Below are 11,557 nucleotides of genomic sequence, written 5' to 3' on the forward strand. Positions count from 1 at the left end.
ATTCTTGCTTCCAATTTTTCCTTTACCGGGTCTGGCTTCTAGCCAGCCCGGTTTTTTATTTTAATACTTTTTATTTGCTGATCAGATTTTCCAGTTTATGAAACATTTTGATCCAGCTTTGATAGGCGCCGTTTTCTTTAGCAGAAGCTTCAGGGACGCTTTGATGAAGGGTAATTTTGGTTTGTTTTCCAACAGGACTAAAGGTTACGGTAGTTAGGATCTCCATGGGCCAGTCGCCAGGTTTTCCTGCTTCCATCGCTGCCAGTGTATCCCCGGCTTCATTGCTTAATGTCATAGAGAAAACCAACTTCTCAGGTGCTTTTACTTGTAAATACTTTCCTTTTACCCAACAATCTCCATGAATGGGATCCTGAATACAGGAATGAAAAGTTCCGTTTTCCTGGATATTTAGATCTTTGTAAGTAATGCTACAGCCATCTGGTGCATACCACTGTGTGAGCTGTTCGGGATTTGTCCAGGCCAGAAATACCATTTCAACCGGGGCATCAAAAAGGTATGTTAGGAACAACTCCTTTTCTTTGTTTTTACTGATTTCCATCGTCTTGGTGTTTAGTTTTTAAATCTTGGAGGTAATGATCAAGTTTCTCAAATTGATGTAACCATTGTTTTTTCGATTGTGTTACCCAACTGGCCACCTCATCGAGTTGTTCTAAGCGTGCTTCACAGTACCTTTCTCTCCCTTTTTGTGTGACCACAATCAGTCCGCATTCCGTTAAAATCTGAATGTGTTTGGAAATGGCCTGCCTGCTACTGTCGAAACTTTCCGCTATGGCATTTAGGTTCATAGGCCCTGCGGCAATCTTTTCAATGATTTGTCTGCGGGTAGGGTCGGCTATGGCTTGAAATACATCTCTTCTAATAATCATTATGCAACTATTTGATTGCAAATATAAATGCAATCATTTGATTGCGCAAATATTTTGACAATTGTTTTCATTTAACCTGTTGTTTTACAGGTTTTAGTGGATTTATTTAGGTCGGAATGATTAAAATTTATTAGATTTTCAGGAGGGCTTCCCTGGCAGGTGTTCCCGTTTATTTTTTAAAACCTCATATTCTTTTGCGAGTTGCCTGAATGCTTTGGTAGGTTTGGAACAATTAAGGATTAAAATAGGGGAAGGCATGAGGCTTGTCCGTATTTGTATTTCATATCTTTGCAAAAATGGAAGCTTAATGAGGAAATTGAACCGGTTCGTGTATACCTATTTATTGCTGTTGCCACTATTTGCCTTGATTGGTGTTCCAGTCTTTGCTCAGGAAGTGCTAGATTGCGAAAAGACATTAGATCAGGAGCCTTACTTTGTGCGGCATAAATCAGGAGCAAAAGATCAGGCTTTACTCCGGGATATTGAAATTTTAAAACGCTGCGGGAATTTTAGCCCGGTAGACAGTGCTTTTTTAAAAGGCAATATGTTAGGGATGTTAATGCTGCAGGAAGTGCGTGCCGGAAAACCTGCTACTTATCGTACCCTGGTTAACTTTTTTGAAAACTTTAGGAAAACAGCCGAGTATAAAGATTTCTCTTACGGTTTGGCATTGTATCGGAAAATAGGGACGAAGAAGGTGAATTTGGAAGACTGGGCAGTGGATCAGGAACTGTTCGTTAGAATGGGCTTTACGGTAAATGACCTGGAAGACTTTAAAGCGTTTATCTTCCGTCCGGAACATGCTGATCTGAGTTATTTGAAGGTGTTTTCTAAATATATGAACGAAATTGAAGGGATGCGCGTAGATAAATAAGATGCTTATTTCAAATCATAAGCAAGACCAATCGTTGTTGCAAAAGTTTGATTGTATTTCGGAGATTGAAATTCATTGCTTTGCTTTTGCTGGTCAGATATAGATTGATAATAGTGTCCTTTAAGTGAACATGAAACATTTTTTAAAATCCTATAGCTCAGTCCAACTTTAGCCAACCAGCCAAATTCGGAGCGATTATCCTGCGTAGCATTGAATTTGTAATTGGATTTGATATTTTCTAACTGAATCAATTCATCCCCTTCCGCATTGTTAGCAATATTGAAAACATTTGGCGCAATTCCACTGATATTGCTTTCCAGCCAATAGGCATAATACATCCCTAAAGCAGCAGACAACTTCAAGGGCTTTAACAAAGAGATCTCGTATTTAATATCCAATGGAAGATGTAGGTAGGTATTGTTTATATCCTGATAAATATTGTGCTTATTTTGAACGGTATAGTTTTTTTGGATGATCCCCGGCGTTGCTTCTATGGTTATCCATTTACTTAATTGTTTGGAAACGTTTATATTAACGAGGTATCCTGTTCTTTTTGAGAGTTTGAGGTCAGGGTTGTTGCTTTTAAACTGAAGCTGATTGTAGGTGATTCCCGCATCCACACCAATATTTAACTGCGCTTTTGCGCTGTTCATTAGCATCGCGCCAAAGAGAACAAGCAGAGATAATTGTTTTTTATTGATCATTACTTATTGGAGATTTTGATGGCTAACTCTAATTGGTTATCTCTTCCTGCAGCTAAATCCGTTAGGTTAAAGGGGACATATATATCCGGATTAAGGCCTTTATTTTCATAGAAGGTGCCATCTATTCCTTTAAATTCTACTGCCGAAGTTTTTACACTTAGAAAATTACCAATCGTAAAGGGACCGGAGTTAAAAATGTCAGCATTGGAGATTGCTCCGGTGGCACCATAGGTTTGCTCACCAATCACAAGGTTTTTGTCGGATTTCAGGGCAATCATCATGATCTCACTTAAAGAGGCCGAAAAGCGATCTGCCAATAGGATGATCGGAACATTGACCTGATATTCAGGATCGTGTTTTAACCTGGATTCCAGCCATGGCAGGTAGTTTAATTTCCCCATTCCGGTTTTGGCTCTGGTGTATCCAAAGCTGATGTCTTTATCGATAAGTTTACCGGCAAAGAAATTCAGGTCAGTAACATTACCTCCGTTGTTATTTCTCAGGTCGAGTATAATGGCTTTGATTGGAACTGGCGAACCTTTCAGTTGAGCGAAAAAGTAGGTTAAAATTTCCTTAGCCTTTCCCTCCTTTAAATCAAACGATTCTTTTAGGGCAAAGAAATTACAATGGAAATAAAGTAGGTTTTTATTGATGGTACCGGCAGTAAGGCTAATCGGAACTCCGGAGTCTGTAATGTCACCTTTTCCTGATAAGAAGCCTGCATCTAAATAAGTCTTTACAATAGGATCGTAATTAAATCTCCCTCGGAAATCTATCGCTTTAGACTTCCGGTCGTAGCCCGGATTAATGGTTACGTTTTTTAATGCACCTTCGTTAAAGGTAATATTGAAATGATTGTCGATCAGACCAGTAGATAGTTGTCTAAAATAAGATACTGCTTTTTGTTGATCAGCTTCACTGTTGCTTAATTTTTCAAAAAGAGGTTTATATTCTTTATATACTGCGTCCCAATTGGTCTGCTCCTTGTCCCAAAAAACATATTGATTGTTCATCTTATCCCAAAACTGCAGGAAGATCTTTTGAAAATTGTCGGGCTTTTCATTATAATCTATTGCAGTGCTTTTTTTGCAGGATACTGAAAAAAACAAAATAAACAGGAAGCAGATATTTCTATAATTAACCAGGCTTCTTCGGCGGTTAAAACATAGCGCGTTTATCATAGTGAATATTTAAGCAATAAGCAGGTAATCAATGTTACGGATTTTATGGCGAGCGGTCAAAAACTTTAATTTAAAATTCTGGCTAAATTCATCGGGAAGTAAATAGAAAATTTTGCTTAAGCCTTAGAAAAGGTATTAAAAATAAAAGCCGTACTTTTGTGAAAAATTAAAGCAATTGGGAACTCTACTGGACTTAGGAATAAAGGGATATAATAATTACGGAACGCACTTGAAAGAGAAGTACAAGGGGCAGCGTGTATTCAAAGTAATCGTTGATGGTGGGTTCACCTGTCCAAATCGTGATGGCAGTAAAGGCTATGGCGGTTGTACCTATTGTAACGTAGATTCATTTACACCAGAGCTTTCCAGAAGGCTACCTACAATCCGCGAACAGCTGGAGCAAGGGATAGAAAGAGGTAAAGGTTTTTATAAAGCGGATAAGTTTATTGTCTACTTCCAACCGAATACCAATACTTATGCACCTGTTCATTACCTGAAGATGATGTATGATGAAGCACTTTCTATCAATACAGAAGATGTAGTAGGTTTCTCTGTTGGTACACGTCCGGATTGTATTGATGCGGAAAAGGTGGCGCTTTTAGAAAGCTATGCCGACCGTTTTGATGTCGATTTGGAAATGGGAATGGAGTCTATTTATGACGAAACCCTGAATCAGATCAACCGTGGCTGTAGTCATGCTGAATTTGTTGCCGCAGTTAAATTGCTGGACAATTCTAAATTGGACCTATGTGTACATACTATTTTTGGTTTCCCATGGGAAACAGAAGAAATGATGTTGGGTTATATTCATGAAATCAACAAATTCCCTAAGATCAAATTTGTAAAATTCCACCACCTTCATGTGGTAGAAGGCTCTATTATGGGAGCGAAATATAAAAAAGAACCATTTAAACTTTTCAGTTTAGAAGAGTATACGGATTTCCTTTGCAAAGCAATTCCATTGTTACGTCCAGATGTGGTGATTCAACGTTTATTTGGAATTTCCGACTGGGATTTATTGATTGCACCAAACTGGGGATTAAATAAATCGGCCATTCAGACTTATATCGATAAAGAAATTGAACGTAGAGGAGTGGTACAAGGATCTGCTTATACTCCGGTAGCGGAATAATCACCAAACAGTTCAATTACCTTCTTTTTTCTAAACTCAAATATTTGTTGCAGTTCTGCTGCAGCAAATATACTATTGGCCATTCTTCCGAAAATGCCCATTGGCATGCCATAGGTTAAAATGTCGTTCATTTCTACGCCACCATCGATCGCAGAAAAGTGGTGCTGGTGGTGCCAAAACTGATACGGGCCAAAGCGCTGCTCATCTATAAAATATTCCTGTTCTTTTACCTGCGTGATTTCTGTCATCCAGTTCAGCTTAATCCCTAATAATGGAGATATCTTATAGGTAATAATCATTCCTGGATACATCTTTTCTTGTAGTTGTGTGCCTGATGTGACCTGAAAGGCCATTTCTGGAGGGGTGATCTTCGCTAAATTCATCGGAGAAGAGAAAAAATCCCAGGCTTCTGCAAGTGGAATGGGTAATCGCTGACTAAATTTCAATTGATATGCTTTCATGGTAAGTTAAAGGTACGATATTTCCCTGTTTTCGGTTTTTCTCTCATAATAATCTATAGGTCATGCTATTTTTATGTGTTTTTCAGTTTTTTGTGTTATTTATTTGTATAATTTCATTTTGTTACCCATGTTTTGTGGTGATTTTGTGATTATTATATATAAAACATGTTATTTTGTATTGTTTTGTTGGGTTTTGTTGTTATTTTTATATTGTTTTTGTGATTTTGTTGTGTTTTTGTTTCTTATAATTCTAATTAATCACTAGTTTTATGAAAAAATAAGAGTAAAACCAATTATAAATTTTAAAAACAGAGTATTATGGCCAAAATTTTATTAAAACAGGTGGGACCTTTTGCAGTTTTAGCAATAATTGCAATTTTAGCCCTTTTTGTACCCCTTCATCCGAACTTTGACGAAGGAAAATACAATACTTCAGACATTGCATTCATTTTAGTAGCAACAGCATTGGTGTTTTTGATGACTCCAGGCCTTGCTTTCTTCTATGGAGGGATGGTTCACCGTAAAAATGTGCTTTCTACGATGATTAAGAGTGTGGTTGCTGCAGGAGTAATCAGTGTTCTTTGGGTAACCGTTAGCTTTAGTCTGGCTTTTGGAGAAAGTATCAATGGATTGATTGGAAATCCATTAACCTATTTGTTCTTTCAGGGCGTAAACTCCGGGCCATCATGGAGTCTGGCACCAACTATTCCATTAACCTTATTTGCATTATTTCAATTGATGTTTGCAATCATCACACCAGGTTTGGTAGTTGGTGCAGTTGCAGAGCGTATCCGTTTCACTTCATATATCTTATTTATTGTCTTGTTTGCATTGTTCGTGTACTCTCCATTGGCACATTGGACCTGGCATCCGGAAGGCATCCTGTTTAAAATGGGTGTGCTTGACTTTGCAGGCGGTACAGTGGTTCATATTTCTGCGGGGATGGCTGCTTTGGCAGGTGCATTGGTCTTGAAAAGAAGAAGAAGTCACCAAGACCATCAGGAGGTTCCTCCTGCTAACATTCCTTATGTACTAATCGGTACCGGTTTATTGTGGTTTGGTTGGTTTGGTTTTAATGCAGGTTCAGCATTGGGCGCAAACAGTCTGGCAGTATCTGCTTTTGCAACTACTAATATCGCTGCAGGTGCAGCAGGATTGTCATGGATGTTCTTCGATGTGGCCAGAGGTAAAAAACCTTCTGTTCTTGGTTTCTGTATTGGTGCAGTGGTAGGTTTAGTGGCCATCACGCCAGGTGCAGGATTTGTAAGCATTCCTTCCAGTATTTTCATTGGTGCAGCGGCTGCAGTGGTTTCTAATCTTGCCGTAGTTTGGAAGTCAAAAACCAGCTTAGATGATACTTTAGATGTATTCCCTTGTCATGGAGTAGGTGGAATTGTTGGGATGTTGCTGACAGGTATATTTGCTACAAAAACGGTAAATGCTGCAGGTGTTGATGGCTTGTTGTATGGCAATCCAACCTTTTTCTTTACCCAGTTGAAAGGTGTGCTCATCGTAGCTATTTTCAGTTTCGTAGTCTCCTTCCTTATTTTCAAATTCATAAATGTCATTCAACCTATCCGTGTAACTTCTGAGGAAGAAGAAGCAGGTTTGGATGCGAGTCAGCATGATGAGAAATATTTCCAGGGCACTTTAATCGTAGCTGCAACAGGTGTAGAAATCGATAACGCAGACTAATTATTTCATCAAGAATAGCCATTAAAAACACTTTTGCCTATGTAACACAACTCCCCAGTACAAATGCTTTAACCCATTATTGATTCTATACCTCAAACCAACCAAACCATGAAACTAAAATCAATTTTTACCACTGCATCACTGTCCTTTGCTTCCTTTTCTTATGCTCAGGAAGCACCTTTGCAGATTTCCGGATCTGTCGATACCTATTATAAGTATGATTTTGCGAAACAACCTAATATCGGAACCAGCTTTGCCAGCGACCAAAACTCTATCTCTCTAGGGATGATAGATCTGGCGCTAAAGAAAACAACAGGAAAAGCTTCATTTGTAGGGGAGTTGTCTTTTGGACCACGAGGACAATATCAATCCCTGATCAATGGAGATGGGACTGATGACAATTCATTTCACATTCAGAATTTATATGCAGCCTATGCCTTTACAGATAAGTTTACCGTAACTGCGGGATATATGGGTACTTTTATTGGATATGAAGTGATTTCTCCGACAGGGAATTACAATTATTCCACTTCCTATCTGTTTACCAGCGGACCTTTTCAGAATGCCGGGATAAAAGGAAGTTATGCGTTCTCCAGTAAAGTGAGTTTGATGTTGGGATTGTTTAATGATTGGAATGTGTATAAAGACCTGAATGGGGTATCTCATATTGGGGGCCAATTAACAGTAAGTCCGGTTGAAGGTTGGACGGCTTACCTGAATGTGCTTTCCGGTAAATCTGCAGGAGTAGCAGGAACAGGAACCATCCTGGATTTAACCACTGCTTATCAGGTAACGGAAAAGGTGAAATTGGGTTTAAATGCTGCAGATTATTCTGTGACCAGGGATGGGGGAGGTTATAGTGGGGGAGCATTGTATGTGCAAAATGCCTTTACTTCTGCTTTTTCTTTAGGTTTAAGGGGCGAGTATTTTAATTGGAAAGGAACGGCTGGAGATAGTGATGAACATATTACTGCGCTTACGCTTTCTGCAAATGTGAAAGCCGGCGGACTTACTTTTATCCCAGAGGTTCGTTTTGATGATGGATCATCAGCGGTATTTGTGAAAAAGAACCTCAATCCAACTAAAAATGCCTCGCAATTTGCCTTGGCTGCGGTGTATGCTTTTTAGTCTCCGTTAATTTAAATATAGAAGAGGGTTGTTTTTTAAACAGCCTTCTTCCTTTAAAGATTGCTGCTTTATGAAAATAGTGATGGTATGTTTATGGTGTGTGATGGGATGTTCCAGTGTTTTTGCACAGGAAGCTCAGGAGCAGGTATTACCTCTTGATGAAAGAGGGAAATACATCTATTATGAAGTGGTTTCCCGAAAAGATAAAACTGCGGAAGCACTGAAAAATTATGCTAAAACTTATTTTAATAGTTCCTCGGCACCAAAAATTAAGCTTTCTGAAAAGGATTCCCTCTGGACTGGTAAAGGAAAACTGATCATTAATAAAACCGCATTTGTATTGATACGCCCATCCGGGGAACTGACTTATCAGTTGTTCCTGGATTTTAAGGATGGGAAATATCGCTTCTGGCTGACGGATTTCAACTTCATTCCTTATCAAAGAGATCGTTATGGCAATTTTGTGCCCGCTACTCCAATAGGAACGCCTTTGGAACAAAAACCAGGAAAATTAAACTCAGCGGACTGGACTTCTTATTTGAAGGTGACCGCTAAGGAAGCACAGCTGTTTGCAGAGAAATTTAAGAAAGGAATGTTGCTGGATACGGCAATAATTTATCCTACCGCTAAAGCGATTCCGGTACAGCGTACAAAAGATCAAAAATGGTAACTAGTGTACCATTTTATCTGCGCAGGTAGAGCTGGCAAAAGCTTCAGGCTTCGCTTTGAAAATAAAACCCATGCTCAGGATATATCCCATTGCCTCATTCAGGGCTTTGTTCGACTTAAACATAGGATTGGTGTTTATGTCTGCATGGACTTCCAGATCCACATCGTACAAGTCCAGTAAATCGCATACGGAATATGCCGTTTCAATGGATTTCTGTACTTCAACCAGCATTCTTTCCTTGATGCTCATCTTTTGTGGGGTTTTCTCCTGATGAATGTACATGAAACCTCCATGGTTTTCACGTAAGAGTACAATCACAGTGGCAAAATCAGTTAATGCCCCTTTTACCTGTGAGTCTGTACCGATACAGACCTTGAGGTGGAACCCTTTTTCGGTCTCCCTGATGATGGCTTGTTCTACTTCTTCTAAGATGGACGAGTGGATCACTTCGCCGCTAAATTTCTTCCAGGTCATACGTTATGTGGTGTTAGAGTAAACAACCCGTATTCAGGTTTCTTAAAAATACTGGTATTAAATTAAAAAACCATTAATTTAATGTGGTTTATTTGTCAACAAATACTTAATTTTCAACAGGTTGTGTGTTTGTTTTTCCTGTGGAATAAAATCTCTCTCCAGTTTTTTAGGCGCCTAATTTTGTTTTCCAGTACGTTATGAGCATTTTTCAGCAAAATCAGGAATAAGAAATCTGCGGAGATCCTGGGGAAAACAGGAAGAATTGGCGAAGAATGAAAACCCTTTATCTTCAGATTTGTTATACTATTCCTTCCTTAAGTATCGTTTCTTTAGTATAAGAATCAATCTTAATCAAGGGAAAAAAAGGTTGTTAACCTAAATATGAGGATTATGAAAGCAGAATTGATGAATGAGTTTTATTTACTACAACAAAGCCTGGCTCCTTATGATTATCGGGAGAAAATTGAAGAGCAAGTATACGAACCTTTAAAAAAGGCCAACCATAAAATGACCTCCTGGATTTATAGAAGAGGGAAGATGCTGATGATTCTGGACAGGAAAATGAACAGCTCCATGAAGCACTTGAGAAGGAAATATTTGAAATTTTAACCCTAATTTTATATTTCCTCTTCTTACCTGCTGACGTTTACTGGCTTAATTCCCTTATCTTTGTGCCATTATGGTAGAAAAGATACTGGAGAAATTAAAAATTACTTCTTTGAACGAGATGCAGCAGGCATCACTTGCGGCGACCGGAAAAGGAAGTGACGTGGTTTTATTGGCACCTACAGGTTCTGGTAAAACATTAGGCTTTTTGTTTCCTCTATTGAACAACCTCAATGCAGATGTAAAAGGAGTGCAGGCTTTAGTGCTGGTCCCTTCTCGTGAACTTGCTTTACAAATTGAGCAGGTATTCAAGCAGATGGGAACAGGTTTTAAAGTGAACTGCTGTTACGGGGGGCACCCTGTTAAAACAGAACGAAATAATTTAGAACAACCACCGGCGGTATTAATTGGTACACCGGGAAGAATAGCGTATCATTTACGTCATGAAAATTTCGATGAATCTCCGATCCACACCCTAGTGTTGGACGAGTTTGATAAGGCGCTGGAATTTGGTTTCCAACAAGATATGGCATATATCATCGCGAAATTACTTTCTTTAAAACAAAGAATTCTGACTTCAGCTACGGCGATGGATCAGATTCCTGATTTTACAGGCGTAAAAAAACCGGTAGAAATTGATTTCTTGAAAGATGTAAAGGTAGCACCAGATTTGAAGCTGAAAAAGGTCTTGACCACTGCGGCGGATAAATTGGACACCTTGTTTCAATTGATTTGTAAAATCGGAAATAAAACCACCTTGATTTTCTGTAACCACAGGGAAACGGTGGATAGGATCAGTGATTTGCTGATCGACAAAGATTTGGCACACGATATTTTCCATGGTGGGATGGAGCAGGATGAGCGTGAGCGTGCCTTGTTGAAATTCAGAAATGGTAGTATTAAAATCTTAATCACAACGGATCTGGCTTCACGTGGACTGGATATTCCCGAGGTAGAATACATCATTCATTACCAATTGCCTTACACGGAAGATGCATTCTTGCACCGTAACGGACGTACTGCCCGTATGAATGCAAAAGGAACCGCTTACCTAGTGATTGCTGATGATGAAAAGTATCCATTTTTAAAAGCAGACATAGAGACTGAAAACCTGAAAGGTAATTTTGCATTGCCTAAAGACAGTCAGTGGCAAACTTTATACATCGCAGCAGGTAAAAAAGATAAGGTTAATAAAATTGACATCGTTGGTTTATTACTTAAAAAAGGTGGTCTTGAAAAAGACGATGTTGGCCTGATTGAAGTGAAAGATACGGCTTCTTATGTGGCGGTAAAAAGAAATATGGTAGGCAGAGTATTATCCGCTTTAACTAACGAAAAAATTAAAAACAAAAAGGTGAAGATTGAAGTAGCGATGTAAATCGTAATATTTAATTACTGATCTGAATTTAATACATAAAGTTCAAAATAATGAGCAATAACGATATTTTTAAGAAATTACGCGTAGCACTGGAGCTAACAAATGATGATATCATCAAAATTATGGAGTTAGTGAACTTCAAAATCACTAAAAGTGAGCTTGGTTCCTTTTTCAGGAGCGATGACCATCCAAATTTCAAACCATGTGGTGATCAGATTCTAAGAAACTTTTTAAATGGTCTGGTTATTTATAAAAGAGGTCCTAGAGCGACTGAACCTACTGAAAAACCAGCAAACTAAAAATTAATTTTTTTGATTGAACCGCGGAGAAAAAAATCATTTTCTCCGCGGTTTTTTTATGCAAAAAA

General features: G+C 38.6%; 14 protein-coding genes. 8 read left to right on the forward strand and 6 right to left on the reverse strand.

Annotated features, from left to right (window positions below):
* Positions 1–70: 70 nt before the first annotated feature.
* Together R2S10_RS17530 and R2S10_RS17535 are read right to left on the reverse strand one after the other, a co-directional pair.
* Positions 71–559 carry an SRPBCC domain-containing protein gene (locus tag R2S10_RS17530; protein ID WP_316841705.1) on the reverse strand — a complete coding sequence of 163 codons (489 nt, stop codon included), beginning with the start codon at positions 557–559 and terminating at the stop codon, positions 71–73.
* Complete coding sequence (locus R2S10_RS17535; protein WP_316841706.1) at positions 546–887, reverse strand: metalloregulator ArsR/SmtB family transcription factor; 342 nt, start codon at positions 885–887, stop codon at positions 546–548. Before R2S10_RS17535 ends, R2S10_RS17530 begins: the two co-directional genes overlap by 14 nt.
* A gap of 307 nt (positions 888–1,194) precedes the next feature.
* Here R2S10_RS17535 and R2S10_RS17540 point away from each other — a divergent pair, with 307 nt between their 5' ends.
* Complete coding sequence (locus R2S10_RS17540; protein WP_316841707.1) at positions 1,195–1,761, forward strand: hypothetical protein; 567 nt, start codon at positions 1,195–1,197, stop codon at positions 1,759–1,761.
* A gap of 5 nt (positions 1,762–1,766) precedes the next feature.
* On the opposite strand, the gene R2S10_RS17545 is transcribed toward R2S10_RS17540, so the two are convergent.
* Together R2S10_RS17545 and R2S10_RS17550 are read right to left on the reverse strand one after the other, a co-directional pair.
* Positions 1,767–2,465, reverse strand: a complete 699-nt coding sequence (locus tag R2S10_RS17545) for a porin family protein (protein WP_316841708.1) — start codon at positions 2,463–2,465, stop codon at positions 1,767–1,769.
* Complete coding sequence (locus R2S10_RS17550) at positions 2,465–3,646, reverse strand: S41 family peptidase (RefSeq protein WP_316841709.1); 1,182 nt, start codon at positions 3,644–3,646, stop codon at positions 2,465–2,467. Before R2S10_RS17550 ends, R2S10_RS17545 begins: the two co-directional genes overlap by 1 nt.
* Positions 3,647–3,821: 175 nt before the next feature.
* Between R2S10_RS17550 and R2S10_RS17555 the strand changes: the two genes are divergently transcribed.
* On the forward strand, positions 3,822–4,778 hold the full coding sequence (locus R2S10_RS17555; protein ID WP_316841710.1) for a TIGR01212 family radical SAM protein: 957 nt from the start codon (positions 3,822–3,824) through the stop codon (positions 4,776–4,778).
* Here the strand turns inward: R2S10_RS17555 and R2S10_RS17560 are convergent.
* Positions 4,757–5,239, reverse strand: a complete 483-nt coding sequence (locus R2S10_RS17560) for an SRPBCC family protein (RefSeq protein WP_316841711.1) — start codon at positions 5,237–5,239, stop codon at positions 4,757–4,759. The genes R2S10_RS17555 and R2S10_RS17560 overlap by 22 nt on opposite strands.
* A gap of 318 nt (positions 5,240–5,557) precedes the next feature.
* Between R2S10_RS17560 and R2S10_RS17565 the strand changes: the two genes are divergently transcribed.
* The 3 genes from R2S10_RS17565 to R2S10_RS17575 all read left to right on the forward strand — a co-directional run bounded on the left by R2S10_RS17565 (position 5,558) and on the right by R2S10_RS17575 (position 8,732).
* Positions 5,558–6,934, forward strand: coding sequence for an ammonium transporter (locus R2S10_RS17565; RefSeq protein ID WP_316841712.1), 1,377 nt, complete (start codon positions 5,558–5,560; stop codon positions 6,932–6,934).
* Positions 6,935–7,042: 108 nt separating this feature from the next.
* Positions 7,043–8,062 carry an outer membrane beta-barrel protein gene (locus R2S10_RS17570; RefSeq protein WP_316841713.1) on the forward strand — a complete coding sequence of 340 codons (1,020 nt, stop codon included), beginning with the start codon at positions 7,043–7,045 and terminating at the stop codon, positions 8,060–8,062.
* 70 nt (positions 8,063–8,132) lie between these two features.
* Positions 8,133–8,732, forward strand: a complete 600-nt coding sequence (locus R2S10_RS17575; RefSeq protein WP_316841714.1) for a DUF4468 domain-containing protein — start codon at positions 8,133–8,135, stop codon at positions 8,730–8,732.
* Here R2S10_RS17575 and R2S10_RS17580 read toward each other — a convergent pair whose 3' ends face one another.
* Positions 8,733–9,206, reverse strand: a complete 474-nt coding sequence (locus R2S10_RS17580; protein ID WP_316841715.1) for a ribonuclease H-like YkuK family protein — start codon at positions 9,204–9,206, stop codon at positions 8,733–8,735.
* A gap of 390 nt (positions 9,207–9,596) precedes the next feature.
* Between R2S10_RS17580 and R2S10_RS17585 the strand changes: the two genes are divergently transcribed.
* The 3 genes from R2S10_RS17585 to R2S10_RS17595 all read left to right on the forward strand — a co-directional run bounded on the left by R2S10_RS17585 (position 9,597) and on the right by R2S10_RS17595 (position 11,489).
* Positions 9,597–9,815, forward strand: a complete 219-nt coding sequence (locus tag R2S10_RS17585; protein WP_316822485.1) for a hypothetical protein — start codon at positions 9,597–9,599, stop codon at positions 9,813–9,815.
* 67 nt (positions 9,816–9,882) lie between these two features.
* The gene (locus R2S10_RS17590; protein ID WP_410478999.1) at positions 9,883–11,190 is read left to right on the forward strand and encodes a DEAD/DEAH box helicase; all 1,308 of its coding nucleotides are present in this window, start codon (positions 9,883–9,885) and stop codon (positions 11,188–11,190) included.
* Positions 11,191–11,240: 50 nt separating this feature from the next.
* Entirely contained in the window at positions 11,241–11,489 is a 249-nt protein-coding gene (locus R2S10_RS17595) for a DUF1456 family protein (protein ID WP_316841717.1), read from the forward strand.
* The last annotated feature ends 68 nt before the right edge of the window (positions 11,490–11,557 follow it).

The organism is Pedobacter gandavensis (genome assembly GCF_032678745.1).
Taxonomy (GTDB): Bacteria; Bacteroidota; Bacteroidia; order Sphingobacteriales; family Sphingobacteriaceae; genus Pedobacter; species Pedobacter gandavensis_C.